At 65.6% G+C, this 22832-nt stretch carries 20 protein-coding genes; 6 read left to right on the top strand and 14 right to left on the bottom strand.

Annotation, left to right across the window (positions count from 1 at the left end; all coding sequences use genetic code 11):
• Positions 1-4: 4 nt before the first annotated feature.
• Positions 5-574, bottom strand: a complete 570-nt coding sequence (gene pgsA / locus ASE11_RS15560) for a CDP-diacylglycerol--glycerol-3-phosphate 3-phosphatidyltransferase (RefSeq protein ID WP_056273377.1) — start codon at positions 572-574, stop codon at positions 5-7.
• Positions 575-622: 48 nt separating this feature from the next.
• A complete protein-coding gene (uvrC, locus tag ASE11_RS15565; RefSeq protein ID WP_056273379.1) occupies positions 623-2668 on the bottom strand; it encodes an excinuclease ABC subunit UvrC in 2046 nt (681 codons plus the stop codon).
• Positions 2669-2718: 50 nt separating this feature from the next.
• Here uvrC and earP point away from each other — a divergent pair, with 50 nt between their 5' ends.
• The 4 genes from earP (at position 2719) to ASE11_RS15585 (ending at position 6365) form a co-directional block, all read left to right on the top strand.
• Positions 2719-3783, top strand: a complete 1065-nt coding sequence (earP, locus tag ASE11_RS15570; RefSeq protein ID WP_082585795.1) for an elongation factor P maturation arginine rhamnosyltransferase EarP — start codon at positions 2719-2721, stop codon at positions 3781-3783.
• Between the two features lie 164 nt (positions 3784-3947).
• The gene (gene efp / locus ASE11_RS15575) at positions 3948-4502 is read left to right on the top strand and encodes an elongation factor P (protein ID WP_056273384.1); all 555 of its coding nucleotides are present in this window, start codon (positions 3948-3950) and stop codon (positions 4500-4502) included.
• Between the two features lie 74 nt (positions 4503-4576).
• The gene (locus ASE11_RS15580; protein WP_056273387.1) at positions 4577-5455 is read left to right on the top strand and encodes an AEC family transporter; all 879 of its coding nucleotides are present in this window, start codon (positions 4577-4579) and stop codon (positions 5453-5455) included.
• 40 nt (positions 5456-5495) lie between these two features.
• Complete coding sequence (locus tag ASE11_RS15585; protein ID WP_056273389.1) at positions 5496-6365, top strand: TIGR00730 family Rossman fold protein; 870 nt, start codon at positions 5496-5498, stop codon at positions 6363-6365.
• Between the two features lie 227 nt (positions 6366-6592).
• Here the strand turns inward: ASE11_RS15585 and ASE11_RS15590 are convergent, their stop codons facing one another.
• The 3 genes from ASE11_RS15590 to ASE11_RS15600 all read right to left on the bottom strand — a co-directional run bounded on the left by ASE11_RS15590 (position 6593) and on the right by ASE11_RS15600 (position 12593).
• A complete protein-coding gene (locus ASE11_RS15590; RefSeq protein WP_056273392.1) occupies positions 6593-8035 on the bottom strand; it encodes an efflux transporter outer membrane subunit in 1443 nt (480 codons plus the stop codon).
• Between the two features lie 151 nt (positions 8036-8186).
• Positions 8187-11333 carry an efflux RND transporter permease subunit gene (locus ASE11_RS15595; protein ID WP_056273395.1) on the bottom strand — a complete coding sequence of 1049 codons (3147 nt, stop codon included), beginning with the start codon at positions 11331-11333 and terminating at the stop codon, positions 8187-8189.
• Positions 11334-11345: 12 nt separating this feature from the next.
• A complete protein-coding gene (locus ASE11_RS15600; RefSeq protein ID WP_156406374.1) occupies positions 11346-12593 on the bottom strand; it encodes an efflux RND transporter periplasmic adaptor subunit in 1248 nt (415 codons plus the stop codon).
• A gap of 175 nt (positions 12594-12768) precedes the next feature.
• Here ASE11_RS15600 and ASE11_RS15605 point away from each other — a divergent pair, with 175 nt between their 5' ends.
• Positions 12769-13476: a TetR family transcriptional regulator gene (locus tag ASE11_RS15605; RefSeq protein WP_082585767.1), complete on the top strand. Its 708-nt coding sequence runs from the start codon at positions 12769-12771 to the stop codon at positions 13474-13476.
• A 2-nt stretch (positions 13477-13478) separates the two neighbouring features.
• Here ASE11_RS15605 and ASE11_RS15610 read toward each other — a convergent pair whose 3' ends face one another.
• From ASE11_RS15610 to ASE11_RS15645, 8 genes are read right to left on the bottom strand one after another with little or no spacing between them, the layout of a single operon-like run.
• Positions 13479-14657 carry an MFS transporter gene (locus ASE11_RS15610; protein ID WP_082585768.1) on the bottom strand — a complete coding sequence of 393 codons (1179 nt, stop codon included), beginning with the start codon at positions 14655-14657 and terminating at the stop codon, positions 13479-13481.
• A complete protein-coding gene (gene rmuC, locus ASE11_RS15615) occupies positions 14654-16030 on the bottom strand; it encodes a DNA recombination protein RmuC (protein WP_056273401.1) in 1377 nt (458 codons plus the stop codon). Before rmuC ends, ASE11_RS15610 begins: the two co-directional genes overlap by 4 nt.
• Complete coding sequence (locus tag ASE11_RS15620) at positions 16030-17025, bottom strand: 2-hydroxyacid dehydrogenase (protein ID WP_056273406.1); 996 nt, start codon at positions 17023-17025, stop codon at positions 16030-16032. Before ASE11_RS15620 ends, rmuC begins: the two co-directional genes overlap by 1 nt.
• 18 nt (positions 17026-17043) lie before the next feature.
• Positions 17044-18456: a sodium:proton antiporter gene (locus ASE11_RS15625; RefSeq protein WP_056273409.1), complete on the bottom strand. Its 1413-nt coding sequence runs from the start codon at positions 18454-18456 to the stop codon at positions 17044-17046.
• A 23-nt stretch (positions 18457-18479) separates the two neighbouring features.
• Positions 18480-18827 carry an FKBP-type peptidyl-prolyl cis-trans isomerase gene (locus ASE11_RS15630; protein ID WP_056273411.1) on the bottom strand — a complete coding sequence of 116 codons (348 nt, stop codon included), beginning with the start codon at positions 18825-18827 and terminating at the stop codon, positions 18480-18482.
• A gap of 40 nt (positions 18828-18867) precedes the next feature.
• Positions 18868-19590: a nitroreductase gene (locus ASE11_RS15635; protein WP_056273415.1), complete on the bottom strand. Its 723-nt coding sequence runs from the start codon at positions 19588-19590 to the stop codon at positions 18868-18870.
• Complete coding sequence (locus ASE11_RS15640; protein ID WP_056273418.1) at positions 19587-20036, bottom strand: acyl-CoA thioesterase; 450 nt, start codon at positions 20034-20036, stop codon at positions 19587-19589. Before ASE11_RS15640 ends, ASE11_RS15635 begins: the two co-directional genes overlap by 4 nt.
• Positions 20033-21028: a histone deacetylase gene (locus ASE11_RS15645; RefSeq protein WP_056273421.1), complete on the bottom strand. Its 996-nt coding sequence runs from the start codon at positions 21026-21028 to the stop codon at positions 20033-20035. The genes ASE11_RS15640 and ASE11_RS15645 overlap by 4 nt, the downstream gene beginning before the upstream one ends.
• Positions 21029-21285: 257 nt before the next feature.
• On the opposite strand from ASE11_RS15645, the gene ASE11_RS15650 reads away from it, so the two are divergent.
• Positions 21286-21828: a phasin family protein gene (locus ASE11_RS15650; RefSeq protein WP_056273426.1), complete on the top strand. Its 543-nt coding sequence runs from the start codon at positions 21286-21288 to the stop codon at positions 21826-21828.
• A 199-nt stretch (positions 21829-22027) separates the two neighbouring features.
• Here the strand turns inward: ASE11_RS15650 and ASE11_RS15655 are convergent, their stop codons facing one another.
• Positions 22028-22831: a patatin-like phospholipase family protein gene (locus ASE11_RS15655; RefSeq protein ID WP_235501317.1), complete on the bottom strand. Its 804-nt coding sequence runs from the start codon at positions 22829-22831 to the stop codon at positions 22028-22030.
• Position 22832: the final 1 nt, after the last annotated feature.

A 22832-nucleotide genomic window follows, 5' to 3' on the forward strand; every position in this document is an offset into this window, starting at 1 on the left:
GCCTTCAGCGCGACTTGGCACGGATCTCGGGGATGGCCTTCTGCAGGTAGTACACCATCGACCACACCGTCAGCACCGCCGAGATCCAGATCAGCCAGGTGCCCCAGAGCTGCGTGTCGATCACCTTGAACAGCACCCCGTCGAACAGCAGGAACGGAATGGCCACCATCTGCACGGTGGTCTTGACCTTGCCGATCATGTGCACCGCCACGCTCTTGGTGGCACCGATGATGGCCATCCATTCGCGCAGCGACGAGATCGCGATTTCGCGGCCGATGATGATGAGCGCGACGAACACGTCGGCGCGCTCCAGGTGCACCAGCACCAGCAGCGCGGCACACACCAGGAATTTGTCGGCCACCGGGTCCAGGAAGGCGCCGAAGGCCGAGGTCTGGTTGAGCTTGCGGGCCAGATACCCGTCGGCCCAGTCGGTCAGCGCGAACACGATGAACATGACCGTGGCGATCAGGTTCTGCTGCGCCACGCTCATGTCTTCCAGATAGAACACCCCCACGATCAACGGGATGGCCACGATGCGGGCCCAGGTGAGCAGGGTGGGGATGTTGAAAAACATGGGCTGATTATGCGTTGACCACCGCAGACTCGGTCCGGCGCGGGGCCATCAGTGCAGGGCCCTGTAAATGGCATCGGCCAGCTCGGCCGAAATTCCCTCCACCGTGCAGAGGTCCTCAACGCTCGCCGAGGCCACGCCGCGCACACCGCCAAAGCGCTGCAGCAGGCGCGCGCGCTTCTTCGGCCCCACACCGGGAATGTCTTCGATCTTGCTGCCACCGGTGCGCACTTTCGCGCGCTGGGCACGCATGCCGGTGATGGCAAAGCGGTGGGCTTCATCGCGGATCTGCGCCACCAGCATCAGCGCGGCGGAATCGTGGCCGAGATAGACTTTCTCGCGGCCATCGGCGAAAACGAGTTCCTCCAGGCCCACCTTGCGACCCTCCCCCTTCTCCACACCCACGATAAGCGAGAGGTCCAGGCCCAGTTGCTGGAAGACATCGCGCGCCATGCTCACCTGGCCCTTGCCGCCGTCGACGAGCACCAGGTCGGGCATGCGCGGGCCGGCGATGGATTCGGCGGTGGGTTCGGTGGCGGCGTCATCGAGCGGCTCCGCAGCGACACCGACCAACACCGCCACTGCGGCGGGCGCTGCCGGTGGCGTGTCGTCCGAGCGCATCGCCTCGGCAATCTTCCCGTAGCGCCGAAGCAGCACCTGCTTCATCGCTGCGTAGTCGTCGCCCGGGGTGATGCCCTCGATCTTGTAGCGTCGGTACTGGCTGTTCTGCATCTTGTGGCCTTCGAACACCACACACGACGCCTGGGTGGATTCACCAGCCGTGTGCGAGATGTCGAAGCATTCGATGCGCAGGGCGTCAAGCTGGTCGTCCGGCAGCTGCAGGGCATCGGCCAACGCGCGGGTGCGGGCTTGCTGGCTGCCTTCTTCGGCCAGCAGGCGCGCCAGCGCGATGTCGGCGTTCTTCTGCGCCATCTCCAGCCAGATGCGACGGTGTTCGCGCGGGTTGTGCACCGCATTCACCTTGACACCCGTTTGCTCCGAGAGCGCGTCCAGCAGCGGCTTGCCCACCGGGTGGCTGGTGACCAGTATGTGGGGCATGGCGATGCCCAGGTAATGCTGGGCGATGAAGGCTTCGAGCACCTGCACGGCCACCCGCTCGACCGGGTCGCCGGTGGGGGCATCACCTTCTTCGGAGAGCGCGTTGTCGATGGCGGTGGCGTCGTCCACATGGGCCGGGAAGTACGGTCGGTCGCCCAGGTGCCGACCACCGCGCACCATGGCCAGGTTCACGCAGGCGCGCCCACCGTGCACCTTGACGGCGAGCACATCCACGTCCTTGTCGGACACGTTGTCGATGGCCTGCTGATGCAGCACGCGCGAGAGCGCGGTCATCTGGTTGCGCAGCTCGGCGGCCTGCTCGAACTCCAGCTTCTCGGCGTGCGCCATCATGCGCTGCTCCAGCGCGTCGAGCACCGCCTGCGTTTCACCGCGCAGGAAACGCTCGGCGTCCTGCACGTCGCGCGCGTAATCCTCGGTGTCGATCAGGTCCACACACGGACCGCTGCAACGCTTGATCTGGTACAGCAGACAGGGCCGCGTGCGGTTGGCAAACACCGAGTCTTCGCAGGTGCGCAGGTGAAAGACCTTCTGCAGCAGCGTGATGGATTCCTTCACCGCCCAGGCGCTGGGGTAAGGCCCGTAGTAACTGTGGCGCCGATCCACCACGCCGCGGTAGTACGCCATGCGCGGAAACGCCAGCGAGGGCGACGGCATCTTTGCCGAAGTGCGGAAGGTCTCGCGCGTGCCGGTGATCTTGAGGTAGGGGTAACTCTTGTCGTCGCGAAACAGGATGTTGAACCGCGGGTTCAAGGTCTTTATCAGGTTGTTTTCCAGCAGCAAGGCCTCTGCCTCGGAGCGCACCACCGTGGTTTCCATGCGCACGATCTTGCCGATCATGTGGCCGATGCGCGTGCCGTCGTGGCTCTTCTGGAAATAGCTCGACACGCGCTTCTTGAGATTGCGCGCCTTGCCCACGTAGAGCAGCTGGCCCTGCGCGTCGAAATAACGGTAGACGCCTGGCAGCGAGGGCAACGCGGCCACTTCGCTGAGCAGTTGATCGGAATGCGTGTCGGACATGGGCGCGTATTGTGCGCGGCCTTGAAACCCTTGCCACGACAATGGCGCCCATGCGATGGGACATTTTCTGCAGGGTGATCGACAACTTCGGTGACGTCGGCGTGTGCTGGCGGCTCTGCGCGCAGCTCGCCCGCCGCGGCGAACAGGTGCGCCTGTGGCTGGACGACCCACAGGCACTGACCTGGATGGCGCCCGGCGCTCTGGAAGGCGGTTGGCCCGGCATCGATGTGTTGCACTGGACCACCCCGCTGGCCGCCAGGCTGGGCAGTCTGCCGCCTGCGGATGTGTGGATCGAGGCTTTCGGCTGCGAACCGCCCGCCGAGTGCATCGACGCTCTGGCCAGCCGCGTGGCCGCAGGGCAGCCCGCGCCGGTGTGGATCAACCTCGAATACCTGAGCGCCGAACCCTACGTGGAGCGCTCACACCGCCTGCCCTCGCCGGTCATGAGCGGGCCGCTGCGTGGCCTCACCAAGTGGTTCTTCTACCCCGGCTTCACCGAGCGCACGGGCGGGCTGCTGCGCGAGCCTGACCTGCTGCAGCGACAGGCCAGGTTCGACACTGCCGCGTGGCTGCAGGCCCTGGGGCTGCCCCCCGCACAGCGCCGGGTGAGCCTGTTTTGTTATGAGCCCACCGCCTTGCCCGATGTGCTGCGGCAGGCCGCCAGCGACCCGCTGGGCACCGACTGGCTGGTGACGCCCGGACGCGCGTGGCAAGCGGCGCAGGCCGCACCGGCCGGCCGGTTGCACGCCCTGCCCTTGTTCAGTCAGCCTGACTTCGACCACCTGCTGTGGGCCTGCGACCTCAATTTCGTGCGTGGCGAAGACTCGCTGGTGCGCTCGCTGTGGGCCGGTCAGCCCTTCGTCTGGCAGATCTACCCGCAGCTCGACGACGCCCACCACGCCAAGCTCGAGGCCTTCCTCGACTGGCTGCAAGCGCCCGCCTCCCTGCGGGCATTTCACCGCGCCTGGAACGGCATCGGCGGCCAGCCCGCGGTCTGGCCAGGGCCGAACGATCTCGACGACTGGCGCACGTGCGTGCAGGCCGCCCGCGCGAGGCTGCTGGCTCAGCCCGACCTGTGCAGCCAGCTGGTCGACTTCGTGGCGCAGAAGCAGTGAGCGAAAAGCGATAAAATGCGAGGCTTTGCAGAAATCGGCTCAGGCTCAACCTGGCGCTCCATTCCTGCCAGCCATCTGTCTCGCCGCACAGATCGCAGCCATCAGATCGGTTCCCGGGTGTCCAGCCCACGCCGGGAACGCGCGGCCCAACCGTTGGAACCCTTATGAAAATCGCTCAAGAACTCCGCGCCGGCAACGTCATCATGCACGGCAAGGACCCGATGATCGTCCTGAAAACCGAATACAGCCGTGGTGGCCGTGGTGCCGCCACCGTGCGCCTGAAGCTCAAGGCCCTGCTCAACAACATGGCCACCGAAGTCGTCTGCAAGGCCGACGACAAGATGGACCAGATCATCCTGGACAAGAAGGAGTGCACCTACTCCTACTTCGCCGACCCGATGTACGTGTGCATGGACAGCGACTTCAACCAGTACGAGGTGGAAGCCGAGAACATGGGCGACGCCCTGAACTACCTGGAAGACGGCATGACCGTTGAAGTGGTGTTCTACGACGGCAAGGCCATCTCGGTCGAACTGCCCACCAGCGTCGAGCGCGTGATCACCTGGACCGAGCCCGCCGTCAAGGGCGACACGTCCGGCAAGGTGCTCAAGCCCGCCAAGATCGCCACCGGCTTCGAAGTGGCCGTGCCGCTGTTCGTGGCACAGGACGACAAGATCGAGATCGACACCCGCACCGGCGAGTACCGCAAACGGGTCTGATCAGACACTGATCGTTTGGCTCAAGAGGCTCCTGCGGGAGCCTCTTGCGTTTTTTGCATCCAACACCTGCCGCCATGGACCTGATCAGCCGCATCACCGACGTCATCATCCCGGTCTTCCTGATCGTGGCCATCGGCTACGGCTACGCGCGCCGCGGTGTGCCCGACATGTCGACGTTCAACCGCATCGCGCTCGATGTGCTGGCGCCGCTGCTGGTGTATTCGGCGCTGGCCTCGCGCGATTTCCGCATGGCCGAGCACACCGCGCTGCTGATCGGGGGCACGGTGCTCATCCTGCTCAGTGGTCTGCTGGCCTGGCCGCTGGCCAGGGCCTTTGGCGCGCAGCCGCGCACGCTGGTGCCGGTGGTCATGTTCAACAACTGCGGCAACATGGGGCTGCCGCTGGCCCTGCTGGCTTTCGGCCCGGCCCATTTTGGCGCGGCGGTGGCGTTGTTTTCGGTGAGCAACCTGCTGCATTTTTCGCTGGGCGCGCGCATCACCAGCCGCATGGCGCGCACGCGCGACCTGCTCACCAGCCCGCTCATGATCGGCACCGCCCTGGGCTTCATCAGCGCGCTGAGCGATGTGCGTCCACCCGACGTGGTGCTCTCCGGCCTGAAGCTGCTGGGCGACGCGTTGCTGCCCTTGATGCTGTTTGCCCTGGGGGTGCGGCTCACCGCCCTGACCCGCCCAGGCCTGGCGCTGGGCATGTTGGGCGCCCTCGCCCGACCCATGATCGGTCTGGCCATCGGCATTCCGCTGGCCTGGGCACTGGGCCTGGAGGGCGCGGCGCGCGGCCAGCTGCTGTTGTTTGCCGCCCTGCCACCGGCCGTGATGCAGTTCATGCTCGCCGAGCGATACCACCAGGAACCCGACAAGGTCGGCGCCATGATCATGCTGGGCAATGCGCTGGCGATCCTGTTCGTGCCATTGGCTCTTGCGCTGGGTTTGTAGCCACACAATTCGAAGACACTGAAGTCTCAAGGAGCCCCTCATGGAAACCACACAGAACATCAACGAGCGCCGTCTGGCGGACGCGTGGGCCGAGCTGCAGACCCACGCCAACGAAGGCAATGCCCTGCATGCCGACGCCTACCGGCTGGCTTTTGCCGACCCGGAGTTTCTGCTGCGCCGCGAAACGCGCGGCATCCGTTTCCAGCTCGAGATGCTCAAGCCCGATCTGGCCCAACGCGACGCCGGCATCGAGAACACTGTCGTGGTGTTCGGCAGCGCGCGTTTTCGCGAGGCCAGCGAAGCCCAGGAAATGCTGGTGCGCGCCGAGCGCAGCGGTGAGGTCGCGGACATCGTGCGCGCCAAGGCCATGGTGCGCAACGCGCCCTACTACGACCATGCACGCGCGTTTGCACGCATGGTGGCACGCTACAGCGCAAGCTGTCCCAAGGCCGACCAGCTCTTCATCTGCACCGGCGGAGGCCCCGGCATCATGGAAGCTGCCAGCCGCGGTGCGCACGACGAAGGCGCGCTCAACGTGGGTCTGAACATCGCGCTGCCGCACGAGCAGGCGGCCAACCCGTATGTGTCACCCGAGCTGAGTTTCAAGTTCCACTACTTCGCGCTGCGCAAGATGCATTTCATGATGCGCGCCAAGGCACTGCTGGCGTTCCCCGGCGGCTTCGGCACGCTCGACGAGCTGTTCGAGGTGATCACGCTGGTGCAATGCAAGAAGGCCAAGCCGGTACCCATCCTGCTGTTCGGATCGGACTACTGGAAGCGCCTGGTCAATCTGGATGTGCTGGTGGAAGAAGGCGCGATCTCGCCCGAAGACCTGAAGCTGTTCCAGTACGTGGACGATCCGCAGGTGGCCTGGGAGCACATCGTCAAGTTCTACGACTTGACGACTTGACCCCCCGCCGTGCTTCGCGCGTCCCCCCTTGGAGGGGGGCGCACCCTGGGGCCGGCAAAGCCGGATCCTCGGGAGCCCTGGACAAGACACAGCGCTTCGGAACGTGACCTTTAGCCGGCGTGCTTCCGGCGCGCCCCCCGTCCAGAACGCCGCGGAACCGGCTTCGCCGGGCCGCAGGCGTTGTCCCCCTTTCAGGGGGAAGCCGCGTCAGCGGCGCAGGGGGTTCACTACTCCTTCCAGCCGCCGCCCAGCGCCTTGTACAAGGCCACCTGGTTTTGCTGCTGCGCCAGGCGCGTCTGGGCCAATGCCTGCTGCGTCGTGAACAGTGAGCGTTGTGCATCGAGCACGTCCAGGAAACTTGCCACGCCATTGCGGTAACGCAGTTCGGCCAGGCGGAAACGCTCGGCCTCGGCTGTGGCCTGCATCTGCTGCGCCGTGAGCTGGTCGCCCAGCGTGGCGCTGCCGGCCAGCGCGTCCGCCACTTCGCGAAACGCGGTCTGGATCGCCTTTTCGTACTGCGCCACGGCAATGCTGCGTGCGGCCTTGGCGGAATCGAGGTTGGCGTTGTTGCGTCCGGCATCGAAGATCGGCAGCAAGGCCTGCGGTGCCAGCGTGAATCCCCATGATCCGTCCTTGAACAGGCCCGAGAGGCTGCTGCTGGCCGTGCCTGCACTTGCCGTGAGCGAGATGCGCGGGAAGAAGGCTGCACGCGCGGCACCGATGTTGGCGTTGGCGGCGATCAGCTGCTGCTCGGCCTGGCGGATGTCCGCGCGGCGCGTGAGCAGATCGGACGGCAAACCGGCCGGCACATCACGCAGCATCGGCGCGGCGGGCACCGGCGCGGTCGGCACCTTGGCACCGTTGGTGTTGGCCGTGACGACCTCGGGCATGGTGGGTGGCGCCGGGAGCAGCGCGGCCGGTGGTGTCTGCCCCACCAGCAGCGTGAGCGCGTTCAGATCCAGCGCGCGCAGGCGCCGCTGCTGGGCCAATGCCGCTTGCGCCGCCGCGGTCAGCGACTCGGCCTGGCGCAGGTCCAGCGCCGAGGTGGCGCCGTTGTCGAAGCGCAACTTGCTCAGTCGCAGCGAGTCTTCGCGTGTGGCCAGGGTGCGCTGGGTCAGGGCCAGCAACTCGTCGTTGGTCTGCAGGCTCAACCAGGTGCTCGCCACGGCCGCCACCAGGCTGGTCTGCGCGGCGTGGCGCGCTTCCTCGCTGGCGAGGTACTGCGCCAGCGCCGCTTCTTTCAGGCTGCCCAGGCGACCGAAGAAATCGATCTCCCAGCTGCTCAGGGCCAGGCCCACGCTGTAGGTGCTGGTGATGCCGCCATTGCCGTCGGGCTGGCGGTTGCCTGCTGCTGCCAGACCCACCGAGGGGAACTGGTCGGCACGCCGGATCTGGTACTGCGCTCGCACCTGCTCGATGTTGAGCGTGGCCACGCGCAGGTCGCGGTTGTTGGTCAGCGACAGCGCAATCAGATCGCGCAGGCGCGCATCGCCCACGAACTCGCGCCAGGCCATGTTGTCGGCCTGGGCCGCCGTGGGGGCGGTCTGATCAGGGAAGGTGCTGGCCACCGGGGCGGCCGGGCGCTCGTACTTCGGCGTGAAAGAACATCCGGAAAGCGCAAGCACCGCCAGGCTCAGGGCTCCGAAGCGCAGATGGAAATCAAATGTCATGTCAGTAGCTCCACATGGCACCGCGATACACGCAATGCAACGAAAGAAGAGATGCGGCCCGGCACACACCGCAGAACCGGCTTTGCCGGGCTGCAGGTGTGGTCCCCCCTCCAGGGGGGGAAGACGCGAAGCGGCGCAGGGGGGGCATTTTTCAATGCACTCCATGGTGTTCAGCCTGTTCGGCATCGCGGCGGTGTTGGCGTTCGCTGCCTTTGAACAGTGTGCGCACCACCACAAAGAAGATCGGCACGAACACGACCGCCAATGCGGTGCCGGTGAGCATGCCGCCGATCACGCCGGTGCCGATGGCGCGCTGGCTCGCCGAGCCTGCGCCCGAGGCCAGTGCCAGCGGCAATACGCCCAGCGTGAACGCCAGCGAGGTCATGACGATGGGGCGGAACCGCAGGTGGGCCGCGGCCAGCGCGGACTCGATCACGCCCTTGCCCTGCGCCTGCAGGTCCTTGGCGAACTCGATGATCAGGATCGCGTTTTTCGCCGACAGGCCGATGATGGTGATCAGTCCGACCTGGAAGTACACATCGTTGGAATACCCCCTGAACAAGGTTGCGAGCAGCACACCCACCACGCCCAGCGGCACCACCAGGATCACCGAGAGCGGAATCGTCCAGCTCTCGTACAGCGCGGCCAGGCACAGGAACACCGCCAGGATGGCAAAGGCGTACAGGACGATGGCCTGCGAGCCTGCGAGCTTTTCCTCACGCGTCTGGCCGGTCCACTCGTAGCCAATGCCTTGCGGCAACTGGGCAGCGAGCCGCTCCATCTCGGCAATCGCCGCACCCGTGCTGGCGCCAGGCGCAGCGCTGCCGCTGATGCGCATGGACGGGTAACCGTTGTAGCGCACGGTCTGCATCGGGCCGGTGATCCACTTCGTGGTGGCAAAGGCCGAAAGCGGCACCGCTTGCGCCTTGTTGTTGACCACGTTCAGGCGCATCAGATCATCGGGCTGCATGCGAGCGGGTGCATCCGCTTGCACGATCACGCGCTGCAGGCGTCCGGCATTGGGGAAATCGTTCACATAGCTCGAACCCAAAGCAGTGCCGATGGCCGCGTTGATCGCGTCAAACCCCACGCCCAGCGCATTGGCCTTGTCGCGATCGATGTCGATCTGCAACTGGGGTGCATCTTCCAGGCCGTCCGGACGCACCTGGGCAAGCACCTTGCTCTGCGATGCCAGACCCAGCAACTGGCCGCGCGCGCTGAGCAGGGCCTCACGCCCCAGACCCGCACGGTCTTGCAAACGAAAACTGAAGCCGGACGATGCACCCAGTTCGGGAATGGGTGGCGGGCTCAGCGGAAAGATGAATGCGTCGCGCACGCCCGAGAGCGCGCCGAAGGCCCGGCCAGCCACGGCTTCGGCAGAACTACCGGGTGCGGTGCGTTCGTCCCAGTCCTTGAGCGTGATGAACGCGAGCGCCGCGTTCTGGCCCTGGCCCGAAAAGCTGAAGCCCAGCACGCCGACCATGCTCTGCACTTCGGGTTGCTTGAGGATGAAGTCTTCCACCTGCTTGATCACCTCCAGCGTGCGCTCTTGCGTGGCGCCGGGTGGCAACTGCACGTTGACCAGCATCGTGCCCTGGTCTTCGCCCGGCAGGAACGAGGTGGGCAGGCGCATGTAGACCACCACCGCCGCGGCGACGATGGCCAGGTAGATCACCAGCGTGCGGCCGGCGCGCGGCAGCAGTTTGGCCACACCACCTTCGTAGCCCTTGGCGGTGCGCGCAAAGCCTCGGTTGAACCAACCGAAGAATCCCTTCTTCTCGTGGTGGTGACCAGCCTCCACCGGCTTGAGCAGGGTGGCGCACAACGCAGGCGTGAGCGACAGTGCCAGGAACGCCGAGAACGCGATGGACACGCCCATGACGGCGGAGAACTGGCGGTAGATGTTGCCCACCGAGCCGGCAAAGAAGGCCAGCGGCACGAAGACCGAGATCAGCACCACCGTCACGCCGATGATGGCACCCGAGATCTGCGTCATGGCCTTGCGCGTGGCCTCCAGAGGCGGCAGGCCCTCCTCGCTCATGATGCGTTCGACGTTCTCCACCACCACGATGGCGTCGTCCACCACGATGCCGATCACCAGCACCATGCCGAACATGGTCAGCACGTTGATGGAAAAGCCCATGGCCAGCAACACGGCGAACGTGCCCAGCAGCGCCACCGGCACCACGATGGTGGGAATGATGGTGTAGCGGAAGTTCTGCAGGAACAGGAACATCACCAGGAACACCAGCAGCATGGCCTCGCCCAGTGTGACCGCCACCTGTTCGATGGAGATCTTCACGAAGCGCGAGCTGTCGTAAGGAATCGACCAGGTCATGCCTTTGGGAAAGAAGCGCTCGAGCTCATGCATCTTGGCGCGCACCGCATCGGCCGTGGCCAGCGCATTGCCGCTGGGCGAGAGCTGCACACCGATACCGGTGGATGGCTTGCCGTTCAGGCGCGCCGAGGTGGCGTAGGCCTGCGCACCGAGTTCGATGCGGGCCACGTCTTTCAGGCGCACGGTGGCGCCGTCGGCGCTGGCGCGCAGCACCACGTTGCCGAACTGCTCGACGCTGGCGAGCTGGCCGTTGACCACCACGGTGGCCGCAATGCTCTGGCCGCCCACGTTGGGCAAGGCACCGATTTCACCCGCCGACACCTGCGCGTTCTGCGCGCGGATCGCATTGGTGACATCGGCGGCGCTGAGGTTGTAGCCCAGCAGCTTGGCCGGGTCGATCCAGATTCGCATGGCGCGTTCGGTGCCGAACAGCTGCGCCTGGCCCACGCCGGGCAGGCGTTGCAACTCGGGCACCACGCTGCGCGAGGCGTAGTCGCCCAGCGCCACCGGGTTCCAGGCAGGGTCGTCGCTGGAGAGGATGGCGAACAGCAGGAAGTTGCTTCGCGACTTGTCCACGCGCACGCCCTGCTGCGTCACCGCCGAGGGCAGGCGCGGCGAGGCGCGCGAGAGGCGGTTCTGCACGTCCACCTGAGCCAGGTCGGCGTTGGTCCCGGTCTCAAAGCTCAACGTGATGCTGCCGGTGCCGTTGGCCTGCGCCACCGACTCCATGTAGATCAGGCCAGGCGAGCCGTTCATTTCCTGCTCGATCACCGACAACACGCTGTTCTCCAGCGTGGCGGCGGAGGCGCCGGGGTAGGTGGCGTTGATGACGATGGCCGGCGGAGCCACAGGTGGGTACTGCGCGATCGGCAACTGCGTGATGGACACGCCGCCCATCACCATGATGAAGAGCGCAATCACCCACGCGAAGATGGGCCGGTCAATGAAGAATTTCGCCATGTCGGGCGCTCCTTACTTCGTGGCCTCGGGCGCCGGCGCGGCGGCCGCGGGCGCGACAGGTGCGCTGCCGGGCGCCTGCCACGGCACGGCTTTCACCGCCGTGCCTGGCGGCATCATCTGCAGCTTCTGGAAGCCGTCGACCATGACCTGTTCACCCGCCTTCAGGCCGTCGAGGATCACCCAGCGACCGTTCTGCTGGCCGCCCACTTTCACGGTGCGTTTCGCAATCTTGCCCTCGGCATCCACCACCGACACGGAATCGCCTTGTGCCGAACGCGTCACGGCCTGTTGCGGCAGCGTGATCGCGTTGCCTGCGGTGGCCTGCTCAAGACGCACACGCACATACAAGCCCGGCAGCAGCGTGCCCTTGGGGTTGGGCACCTCGGCGCGCAGGGTCACCTGGCCGGTGGTGCTGTCCACGGTGAGGTCGGAGAACAGCAGGCGGCCCGCCTGCTCGTACACGCTTCCGTCTTCCATCACCACCTGCACCGCAGCGGCTTGCGCACCCGCGCCCTTGAGCTGACCACTGTCCATGGCCTTGCGCAGCTTGTAGACCTCGGAGGCGGACTGGGTGAAGTTCACATACATCGGATTGATCTGCTGGATCACCGCCAACTGGGTGGCCTCGCCCTGCCCGACCAGTGCGCCCTCGGTGACCAGCGCGCGGCCGATGCGACCGGAGATCGGCGCTGTGACACGCGCATAGTTCAGGTTGATGTTGGCGGTCTGCACCGCCGCCTTGCCCGCGGCCACGTCGGCCTCGGCCTGCTTCTGAGCCGCCACGGCGTTGGCGTACTCCTGCTGGCTGATGGCGTTTTCCTTCACCAGGGGCGCATAGCGTTCTGCCAGCGCGCTGGCCTGCGTGAGGTTGGCCTGCGAACGGGCCAGCCCCGCTTGCACGCTTTGCAGTGCCGCTGCATAAGGCGACGCATCGATGCGGAACAGCGCCTGGCCCGCCTTCACGTCGCTGCCTTCGCGGAACAACCGCTCCTGCAGGATGCCCGCCGCGCGCGCCCGAACCTGCGCCACCCGTGAGGCTTCCAGTCGGCCCGGCAGCTCGGTCACGAGACCCACGTCTCCTGGCGCGACCGTCACCACACCCACTTCGGGCGCCGGCATGCCAGCACCGGCCGCAGCTGCGGGCGCTGCAGGCTTGTCGCAGGCGCTCAACACCACGGCGAGCGCCAACACGGACAGTCCTCGCAACAAGTGATTCGGCTGCAATGGAGCAAACCGGGTGCGCGAAACGGGCGCAGACATGATGGGGCTCAAGGCGGGCATGGGAGTCCTTGGGGATTGAAGATGGGCGAGGCACACAAGGCAGGGAATACCCTGACGACTTGCTCTATCGCAAAACGGCGAAGTATACATACATACAAGAATGTATGTATAGTTCCAGCTATCCCCCACGGGAATGCAATCTGGAGACACAACCATGGTTCGACGCACCAAAGCCGATGCGCTGGTGACACGCAACACCCTGCTGGATGCTGCAGAGCATTTGTTTCAGGCTCATGGCGTTTCGCGCACGTCGCTCAACGACATTGCCACCGCCGCCGGCACCACGCGCGGGGCGATCTACTGGCACTTCAAGGACAAGGCCGACTTGTTCAACGCCATGATGGAGCGAGTGACCATGCCGCTGGAAGGCGCGCTGGCCTGTACGGCGCGCACGGCTGAAACTGCGGCCAACCCCCTGCTCTCGCTGCGCGACTCGATGATGAACGCGCTCAGGCAGACCGCCACAGATGAACAGACCCGACGCGTGTTCGAGGTGGCCACGCACAAGGTGGAGTACGTGTCCGAAATGCAGGCGGTGCGCGACCGCCACCTCCAGGTGCGCAACGAGTGCATGGCCATGATCGAAGAAGCCCTGCGCGAAGCGGTGCGCCGCGAAGACATCCAGTTGCCCATGCCACTGCCCACCGCGGCGCTGGGTCTGCATGTGATCCTGGATGGACTGATCCAGAACTGGCTGCTGGACCCTCTGGCGTTTGACCTGGAGAAAAGCGGACGCCACACGGTGGACGCCTACCTGGCCGGGCTGGGTCTCACCCTGCCCACCACCCGCACCACCCGCGCCACCCGCGCCACGCGCCGCCCGGCGCCCAAGGCCGCCAAGCAGCCCGCCCACGCGGACTGACGCTAAGGCTCGCGCTGCGGCTGCTCGCCCGCCGGCGTGCGCAAGCTCCAGGCCAGCGGCGAGCCCGCGCCCACCACAGCGCCCACGATCCAGAACACGGCGCCCACGCCCACCAGCGCGCCCACCGAGCCGAAGAGCAGCGGCATCACGACGCTCGAGCCGTTGATGGCCATCGCTCGCAGACCCAATGCCTCGCCATGGCGGTGGTGCGGGGTCATCTGATGCAGAGAACTCATGATCATGGGCTGCACCGAGCCCAGCGCCAGTCCCAGCAGGATGGACAGCGCTGCCATGGCCCAGGCCGCGTGCACCAGCGGATACACGGCAAACAGCAGCGCGGTGGCTCCCATCGCCGAGCCGATCACCACGGATTCGCGCAGGTGCGCGGCCAGCCAGGGCATGAGCACGCGGATGGCGGTGGCAGCCAGCGCAAACGCACCCAGGATGGAACCAATCACGGTAGCGCTCAGGCCGCGCTCATGACCCAGCACGGGCACCAGGAAGGTGTGCACGTCCCAGCAAGAAGACAGCATCCAGTTGATGAGCATGAGCTTGCGAAAGCCGGCATCCTTCAGCAGGTTCCATGACGAGCCGCTGGATTGGCGCAGCTCGGGTGCCACCGGTTCATGCTCGACCGTGTGGCGCACCCAGAACCAGGCCAGCGACGGCAGCAAAGTCAGCAGCAGGAAAGCCGCGCGAAACCCGAAGCTGTCGATCATCACGCCCGCAGCGAACGGCCCCAGGAAGTTGGAGATGGACGGGCCGATGGCCATCCAGCTGAACACCTGCTTGAGTTCGGTGGCGTTGTTCGCCAGACGCCCCACATGTCGCTGCAGCGCGATCATGGCCAGCCCAGTGGCCGCGCCGCAGGTGAGCGCGGTGACACACAGCACACCAAACACCGGGAAAGCCACCGCCGCCGCCGCGCCCGCCGATGCGATGCCCACCGCCATGGCCACGGGTTTCTTGAGCCCGCGCCGATCAGCGTAACGCCCGGCCGGCAAGGCCATGAACACCGGCGCCAGCGCAAACAAGGCCAGCAACATGCCCACCGCCGCCGGGCTGTAACCCTCGCGCAGCGCCATCAAGGGCGCAGCCATGCGAAAGCCGGTCATGCAGGCGTGCAGACAGATCTGCGCCGCAATCAACCGCGCCAGATCTGAGCGCAGCGTTGGGTTCAAGCGTCCCCGGGATCGTTGGGGTCCAGCGGCAGCAGCGCGCTGGCCTGGTCCTGCGGCAGCGCCTCCACCGCCTTGAGCGCACGGCCCATGGCGCGGCTGCGCGTCTCCGCGCTGTCCAGGGTGTTGAGCACGGTTTGGGTCTGGCTCTTCACCCGCGCCAGCACATCGCCGAATTTGCCGAACTCGGTCTTGACCGCACCGAGCACCTGCCAGACCTCACTCGAGCGTTTCTCCAGCGCGAGTGTGCGAAAGCCCATCTGCAGTGAGTTGAGCATGGCCATGAGCGTGGTCGGCCCGGCCAGCGTCACACGGTATTCACGCTGCAACACCTCCATGAGGCCGGGGCGGCGCAGCACCTCGGCGTACAAGCCTTCGGTGGGCAGGAACAGGATCCCGAAGTCGGTGGTGTGCGGCGGCTCCAGGTACTTGTCGGCCATGGACTTGGCTTCCAGCTTGATGCGCTGTTCCAGACCGCGCGCCGCGATCTCGGCGCCTTCAGCGTCGGCACGCTGTTGCGCGTCGAGCAAGCGCTCGTAGTCCTCGTTCGGAAACTTGGCGTCGATCGGCAACCAGCAAGGCACGCCGGCGTCCCCGCGACCGGGCAGCTTGATCGCGAAGTCCACCGTGAACCGGCTGCCCGGTTTGGTCATGACCTGCGTGGCGTACTGGTCGGGCGCAAACACCTGCTCCAGCAATGCGGAGAGTTGCGCTTCGCCGAACATGCCGCGCGTCTTCACATTGGTCAGCAGGTGCTTCAAGTCGCCCACGCCTTGGGCCAGCGTCTGCATCTCGCCCAGGCCCTTGTGCACCTGCTCCAGCCGGTCGGCCACCTGTTTGAAGCTCTCGCCCAGGCGCGCCTGCAGCGTGCTCTGCAGTTTTTCGTCGACCGTGGCGCGCATCTCGTCGAGCTTGGCGGCGTTGCCTTGCTGCAGCTGCATCAGTTGCGCCTCCAGCGTGGCGCGCACCTCGGCCAGGCGGCGCGAGTTGGCTTCGCTCAGGTCCTGCAACTGGCGCGTGAGCGTGTCGCCCAGGGTGCCTCGCAGCTGCACCAGTTGCTGCGCGAAGGCGTCGATCTGTGCGTTCTGCGTGCGGGTGGCCTCTGCCCCCTGGCTGGTGAGGGCCTCCTGGAATGTGGCCAGGGTCTGCTGCAGTTCCTGGCGAGCGGTGCGCGAGCCTTCTGCCATCTCGCGGCGCAGCTCGCTCTCGATGCGCTCCACGCGCTGACCGGTCTGCTGCAATTGAGCCAGCAGCGTTTGCCGGTGCGCCAGTTCATCTGCATCCGCTTCCGGCTTGCGCAGCCACAGCGCTGCCTGAAAGAGCACGCCGATGGCGGCGAGCACCAGCAGTGCGATGAGCAGCGCCGAGTCGGTCATCAGCGCGCGCCCTTGCCCAGGATCTCGGCGTTGAGCGGCGTCAGCGGTTTGCCTTGCGTGAGGTAGGCAATCACGTTGTCGGCGGCGAGCTGTGCCATGGCTTGGCGCGTCTTGAGGGTGGCGCTGGCGATGTGCGGCGTGAGCACCACGTTGGGCACGGTCAGCAGATCGGGGTGTACCTTGGGCTCACCCTCGAACACATCCAGGCCAGCGGCGGCGATCACGCGGTTGCGCAGGGCCAGCGCGAGCGCTGCGTCATCCACGATGCCACCGCGCGCGATGTTGACCAGCGTCGCGGTGGGCTTCATCTGCGCGATCTCGGTCGTGCCGATGGTGTGGTGGTTTTCCGGGCTGTAGGGCAGCACCAGGATGAGGTGATCTGCCGTCTTGAGCAGCGTGGTCTTGTCCACGTAGCTGGCCTTGCATTCGGCCTCCAGCGCGGCATCAAGCCGCGAGCGGTTGTGATAGATCACCTTCATGCCGAAGCCATGGGCGCCACGGCGCGCAATGGCCTGACCAATGCGGCCCATGCCCAGGATGCCCAGCGTGCTGCCGTGCACCTCGGCGCCAGCGAACATGTCGAGCGCCCAACGGTTCCACTCTCCGGCGCGCAGAAAATGCTCGCTCTCGGTCAGGCGCCGGGCGGTGGCCATGAGCAGCGCGAAGCCGAAGTCGGCCGTGGTTTCGGTCAGCACATCGGGCGTGTTGGTGGCCAGCACACCTGCCGCGCTCAGGGCGGGCACATCGAAATTGTTGAAGCCCACGGCGATGTTGGCCACCATCCGCAGCTGCGGGCAGGCCGCCGCCACCGCGCCGTCAATGCGCTCGCTGCCGGTGGTGAGCGCGCCCACCTTGCCTTGCAGGCGTGCGATCAGCTCGGCGGGTGTCAACACACTGTCGGTGTCGTTGGTGTCGACCTCGAAATGCTGACGCAGATGGTCAACAACGTTGGGGAAAATCTTGCGGCTGACAAGAATGGAAGGCTTTTGCGCCATGGATATGTCTCCAGAAAATCAGATGAACCAGAGCCAGGTCATGAGGGCGAACAGCGGCACCAGGATGCCGAACGACCAGGCCATGTAGCCAAAGAAGCTCGGCATCTTCACACCGCGGTCTTCGGCGATGGCCTTGACCATGAGGTTGGGTGCGTTGCCGATGTAGGTGTTGGCGCCCATGAACACAGCACCGGCCGAGACGGCCACCAGTGTGGAGGCCATGGTCGTCATCAGCATCTGCGGATCCCCACCCGCGGTGTTGAAGAACACCAGGTACGTTGGCGCGTTGTCGAGGAACGAGCTGAGCACGCCCGTGGCCCAGAAGTACATGGCCGGGTTGGGGGTGCCGTCTGCGTTGGTGACGGCACCAACCACCGCGCCAAACGGCCCGTTCACACCCGCCTTGAGCATGGCGATCACCGGAATGATGGTCAGGAAGATAGCGGCAAACAGCTTGGCCACTTCCTGCATCGGGCCCCAGCCGAACTGGTTGCCGTCGTGCGCACTGGCCGGCGTGATCTTGAGCGAGACGAGCGTGACGACGATCAGGCCGATGTCGCGCACGATGCCCGGCAGGCCGACTTCGGTACCGGCGATGTTGAACACCACCGACGACTTCCACAAACCGCTGAGCAACACCAGAAAGACCACCACACCCAGCAACGCGAAATTGACCGAGCCATCGAACCCTAGGCGCTGCGTGTCAGGGGTGGGGTCCTCCGGGCGGGTCTCCTCGCGACGACGGTAGCACCACCAGTCGATGGCGTAGAACAACGCCAGCAATGCACCAATGAGAAACAGCGTGTGGCTCCAGAGGTGCGTCACGGTCCAGAAAAAATCCACGCCTTTGAGGAAACCCAGGAACAGCGGTGGGTCACCCAGCGGCGTGAGCGCACCGCCGGCGTTGGAGACGATGAAGATGAAGAAGACCACCACATGCACCTGGTGCTTGCGGTTGTCGTTGGCACGGATCAGTGGTCGTATCAGCAGCATCGACGCACCGGTGGTGCCCATGAAGCTCGCCAGCAATGCGCCCAAGGCCAGCAAGCCGGTGTTGAGCAGCGGGCTGCCGTGCAGGTTGCCCCGCACGAAGATGCCGCCGGCCACGGTGAACAGCGCGGTCAGCAGAATGATGAACGGGATGTACTCGGCGAACGCGGCGTGCACCACGGCCACCCCGGTTGCCGCCGGACCGAAGGTGATGGCAAAAGGGACCAGAAAGGCCAGGCCCCAGGCGGCGGCCACCTTGCCGAAGTGGTGGTGCCAGAAGAGGGGCGCCACCAATGGGATCAGGGCGATGGATAGCAGCACGCCCGCGAACGGCACGCCCCACAACACCGACAACTGAGCGCCGTCGAGATCAGCCGCGCGCGCAAGGCCGGGCAGCAGTGCGCCGGCCAGGGCCAGCGCCTGCACGCTTTTCTTGTTCATGGGTTTCTCCGGATGGGGATCGCTCAGACCGCGAGCAGGTCCACTTCGAACAGCAGCGTGGCGTTGGGCGGAATCACACCACCGGCACCGCGCGCGCCATAACCCAGCGCGGCGGGAATCACCAGGCGACGCGTGCCACCCACGGCCATGCCCTGCACGCCTTCGTCCCAGCCCTTGATCACGTGGCCCGCTCCCAGCGGAAACTCAAACGGTTGACCACGGTCCTTGCTTGAATCGAACTTGGCGCCCTGCACACCGTCGTTGAAGAGCCAGCCCGTGTAGTGCACTTGCACGGGGCGCCCTGCCTGGGCGAGCTCGCCAGTGCCGACCACGGTGTCTTCGTATTGCAGGCCGCTGGGGGTGGTGTTCATGGTGTCTCCTGTGATTGAAAAGAAAGGGGGAAAGGCACGATTATTCCAGCCAGGTCGTGAACGACTCGACGGTCTCGCGCGGCGTGTGGAATCCGTTGACCTTGTCGGTCTGGTCGGCAAAGCCCAGGGCCATGCCGCAGACCAGCATTTCGCTATCGCCGGCACCGATGTGCGGCAGGATGATCTTGGCGAAACCGTTCCACGCGGCCTGCGGACAGGTGTGCAGGCCATGACCACGCGCGGCGACCATGATGTTCTGCAGGAACATGCCGTAGTCCACCAGCGAGCCGCGGCCCATGACGCGGTCCAGCGTGAACATCAGGCCCACCGGTGCGTCGAAGAAGCGGTAGTTGCGCTGGTGCTGCGCGTGCATCTTGTCCTTGTCGCCCTTGGTGATGCCCAGCAGCCCGTACAGGCTCCAGCCGTTTTCACGCCGACGGTCGATGTAGGGGCTGACCCATTTCTCCGGGTAGTAGTCGTATTCCTCCCGGTACTCCGCGGCCAGCGACGGATCGGCGCGCAGCGCGTCGTGCGCGGCACAGACCTTGTCCGACAGCAGGTCGCGGCTCTTGCCCTGCAACACATAGACCTTCCACGGCTGGGTGTTGGTGCCCGAAGGCGCGCGGCTGGCCACCTGCAGCAAGTGTTCGATGGTGGCGCGCGGCACTGGCTGCGGCAGGAAGGCGCGCACCGACATGCGGCTGGTGATCGCCGCGTCGACACTGACCGGATCGATCACGGTCGCGGTGGGGTTGTGGCTCATAGCAAGGTCTCCAGGGTTGTCTTCAAAGCTTCGGGCAAGGACACAGGACGGCGGGTCTGCCGGTCGACGTAGACATGCACGAAGTGGCCACAGGCGGCAGCCAGGTCTGCACCATCGGCGAACAGGCCCACCTCGTAGCGGACACTGGACTTGCCCAGGTGCGCCACACGCAGACCGGCCCACACGGTTTGTGGGAAGGCCAGCGGCGCAAAGTAGTTGCACTGGGTTTCGATCACCAGCCCGATCACCGGGCCATCGTGGATGTCGAGCGCGCCCTGCTCGATCAGGTGAGCGTTGACCACGGTGTCGAACCAGCTGTAGTACACCACGTTGTTCACGTGGCCATAGACATCGTTGTCGGCCCAGCGGGTGGTGATGGAACGCAGGACGCGGTAGGCACTGCGCGGCAAGGGTTGGGGGCGTGCGACCGGCGCTGGACTGCTCATGGCGCGGAATTGTGCCAGCGCGGGTCGCCCGAAGCTGTCGCAGCCGTCATCCCGGACGCAGACACCCCTCGCCAGCGCCTGTGGTATTGCACCGCCGTGCGGTAGGTGTTCATCTGCACCTGCACGGTGGCTTCCATGTCGGTGCCATAGCCTCCGGCCATCACGAAAGCCATCGGCAGGCGGCGGGTCCAGACCCAGTCCATCACGCGCCGATCGCGCGCCTCCATGCCGTCGAACGTGAGCTTGAGGCGCCCGAGCCGATCCCCTTCGTGCGGATCGGCTCCGGCGAGGTAGATCACCAGCCCAGGCTCGAAGCGGCGCTCCAACTCTTCCAGCGCGCGCTCGAGTGCGTCGAGGTACTCGGCATCGCCGCAGCCATCGGGCAGTTCCACGTCCAGGTCGCTCGGCTCCTTGCGAAAAGGAAAGTTCCTCGCACCGTGCAGTGACAGCGTGAACACCGAATCGTCGTGAGCAAAGATCCGCGCCGTGCCATTGCCTTGATGCACATCGAGATCAACGATGGCCACGCGCAACATGCCACGCGCACGGTTGGCGCGTGCGTGCTCGGCCTGCATCAGGCGAGCGGCCACGGCCGCGTCGTTGAAGACGCAGAAGCCGCTGCCCTTGTCGGCGTAGGCGTGGTGGGTACCTCCGGCCAGGTTGGCGGCCAGGCCCGTGCCGTCCATGGCACGGCGACATGCCTGCACCGTGGCTCCCACCGAACGGCGCGCGCGTTCGGCCATGGCAGGGCTCCACGGGAATCCGATCTCCCGCTGGGCAGCAGGCGCCAGGGTGCCGGTGCGCACAGCTTCTATATAGAGCGGGGTGTGCACCAACGCCAGCTCGCCGTTGCTGGCCGGGCGGGCTTCGAGCAATTCCACCTGCGGCAGCTCCCGGGCCAGGCGCTCGCGCAGTCGGGCGTACTTGGCCATGGGAAACCGGTGCCCCGCGGGTAGCGGCAGGACGAAGTGGTCGGCGTAGAAGGCTTGCAAGGCGGTGCGTGCTGTGGTCAGGAGGACAACGGATTGTGTCCGCCTCGGGTATTTATTGGGCAAGCGCGCCTTTTAGGCCACCCCATCTAGAATGGTGCAGCGCAGCAAAAACCGCTTGCGCGGTTGCGGGTAATCCCTATAATCGCGGTTATGTTGCAGTGCAGCAATGTGAACAAAAAGCAAAAGCGTCCAGACAGCGCGATGTTCCCAGCAGCCTTCAACTAAACCCTGTTTTACCCAAGTTTAGGAGTACGAATATGCTGACCGCCGAACAAATGATTGCCGCCCAGAAAGCCAACATCGAGACCATTTTCGGTCTGACCCAGAAAGCCTTCGAAGGCGTGGAAAAGCTGGTTGAACTCAACGTGCAAGCCACCAAGGCCGCCCTGTCCGAGTCCGCCAACAGCACCCAGGCCCTCCTCAGCGTCAAAGACGCTCAGGAACTGCTGACGCTGCAAGCCAGCCTGATGCAGCCTCTGGCCGAAAAGACCGTGGCCTACAGCCGCCACCTGTACGACATCGCTCAAGGCACGACTGCCGAGTTCGGCAAGGCCGCTGAAGCCCAGGCCAGCGATACCCAGAAGAAATTCATGGCCGTCGTCGACAACGCTTCCAAGAACGCACCGGCCGGTTCCGAATCCGCCGTGGCCGTGATGAAGAGCGCCGTCTCCGCTGCCAACAACGCCATGGAATCGGTGCAGAAGGCTGTCAAGCAAGCCACCGAAATGGCCGAAGCCAACTTCAATACCGTGACGACCTCGGCCGTCAACGCTTCGAAGTCGGTCGCCAAAAAGCGCTGAACAACCGGTTGATTGTGCCGTTGATCGGCCGCTTGAAGTTTTCATTCAGGCCGCAAACTAGCATCACTGCACGATCTGCCTGACTCTCACGGGAACAGGTTTCAGATCAAACCCGTTCTTCTGGTTGTCTCCTCGGGTCCTTTTCGAAATTCGATTTCATCGGACCCCTTAAGCCCCCGCCGCAAGGCAGGGGCTTTTTTTATGGTCGAGCGACATTGACCGGTTTCAACCGCGCCAGCTGGGTCTTGAGTTGCGGCAGGGCTGCGAGCATCGCCGCCCTGCCCGCGTCGATGGAGCGTTTGCGCGAAGCGAAGTCGGCACTGCCCACGCCCGCCAGCGCCGGGCGCACCACAACATCGGCGGTGGCCAGTTCGTGGCGGTTGATGCTCTGTCCCATGATCGCGAAGGTCTGCAGCAGCACGCGGATGTTGCCCACCGCCAGATTGCCTTCGGGGGCGCTGGAGATGTCCACCGCCAGCACCACCTCGGCCCCCATGTCGCGCGCCTGCTGCACGGGCACGGGCGCCACCAGACCACCGTCCACATACTCGCGTCCGGCTATGCCCACGGGTGCGAACAGACCGGGCACGGCACTGGAGGCGCGCACGGCCTGCGCCACGTCGCCCCGGCGGAACAGCACGCCCTGCCCGGTGCCCAGATTGGTGGCCAGCACACCCAGGGGCAGCGCCATTTTCTCGATCACGCGGCCGTCCACCGCCTGGCTCACATAACGCGCCAGCGCATCGCCACGCAGCAGGCCGCGCCCCAGGATGGGCAGGGCCCAGTCGGTCAGGGTCACCTCGTCCATGCTCATGGCCACGCGTTCGAGCTCGGTGGCAGTCTTACCACTGGCGTAGAGCGCCGCCACCAGACTGCCCGCCGAGGTACCCGTCACCAGGTCAGGGCGGATGCCGTTTTCCTCCAGCACCTGGATCACGCCCACATGGGCAAAACCCCGCGCCGCGCCGCCGCCCAGCGCCAAACCGAGGCGGGGCGCCCGCATG

This window comes from Hydrogenophaga sp. Root209 (assembly GCF_001428625.1).
Classification (GTDB): Bacteria; Pseudomonadota; Gammaproteobacteria; order Burkholderiales; family Burkholderiaceae_C; genus Hydrogenophaga.

Excerpts from the sequence above, each read along its gene's own strand:
- efp (WP_056273384.1), top strand. The coding sequence starts at position 3,948 with ATGAAAATCGCTCAAGAACTCCGCGCCGGCAACGTCATCATGCACGGC.
- ASE11_RS15585 (WP_056273389.1), top strand. The coding sequence starts at position 5,496 with ATGGAAACCACACAGAACATCAACGAGCGCCGTCTGGCGGACGCGTGG.
- ASE11_RS15625 (WP_056273409.1), bottom strand. The coding sequence starts at position 18,456 with ATGAACAAGAAAAGCGTGCAGGCGCTGGCCCTGGCCGGCGCACTGCTG.
- pgsA (WP_056273377.1), bottom strand. The coding sequence starts at position 574 with ATGTTTTTCAACATCCCCACCCTGCTCACCTGGGCCCGCATCGTGGCC.
- ASE11_RS15590 (WP_056273392.1), bottom strand. The coding sequence starts at position 8,035 with ATGACATTTGATTTCCATCTGCGCTTCGGAGCCCTGAGCCTGGCGGTG.
- ASE11_RS15580 (WP_056273387.1), top strand. The coding sequence starts at position 4,577 with ATGGACCTGATCAGCCGCATCACCGACGTCATCATCCCGGTCTTCCTG.
- ASE11_RS15650 (WP_056273426.1), top strand. The coding sequence starts at position 21,286 with ATGCTGACCGCCGAACAAATGATTGCCGCCCAGAAAGCCAACATCGAG.
- rmuC (WP_056273401.1), bottom strand. The coding sequence starts at position 16,030 with ATGACCGACTCGGCGCTGCTCATCGCACTGCTGGTGCTCGCCGCCATC.
- ASE11_RS15605 (WP_082585767.1), top strand. The coding sequence starts at position 12,769 with ATGGTTCGACGCACCAAAGCCGATGCGCTGGTGACACGCAACACCCTG.
- ASE11_RS15635 (WP_056273415.1), bottom strand. The coding sequence starts at position 19,590 with ATGAGCCACAACCCCACCGCGACCGTGATCGATCCGGTCAGTGTCGAC.
- earP (WP_082585795.1), top strand. The coding sequence starts at position 2,719 with ATGCGATGGGACATTTTCTGCAGGGTGATCGACAACTTCGGTGACGTC.
- ASE11_RS15655 (WP_235501317.1), bottom strand. The coding sequence starts at position 22,831 with ATGCGGGCGCCCCGCCTCGGTTTGGCGCTGGGCGGCGGCGCGGCGCGG.
- ASE11_RS15595 (WP_056273395.1), bottom strand. The coding sequence starts at position 11,333 with ATGGCGAAATTCTTCATTGACCGGCCCATCTTCGCGTGGGTGATTGCG.
- ASE11_RS15630 (WP_056273411.1), bottom strand. The coding sequence starts at position 18,827 with ATGAACACCACCCCCAGCGGCCTGCAATACGAAGACACCGTGGTCGGC.
- ASE11_RS15640 (WP_056273418.1), bottom strand. The coding sequence starts at position 20,036 with ATGAGCAGTCCAGCGCCGGTCGCACGCCCCCAACCCTTGCCGCGCAGT.
- ASE11_RS15620 (WP_056273406.1), bottom strand. The coding sequence starts at position 17,025 with ATGGCGCAAAAGCCTTCCATTCTTGTCAGCCGCAAGATTTTCCCCAAC.
- uvrC (WP_056273379.1), bottom strand. The coding sequence starts at position 2,668 with ATGTCCGACACGCATTCCGATCAACTGCTCAGCGAAGTGGCCGCGTTG.
- ASE11_RS15600 (WP_156406374.1), bottom strand. The coding sequence starts at position 12,593 with ATGTCTGCGCCCGTTTCGCGCACCCGGTTTGCTCCATTGCAGCCGAAT.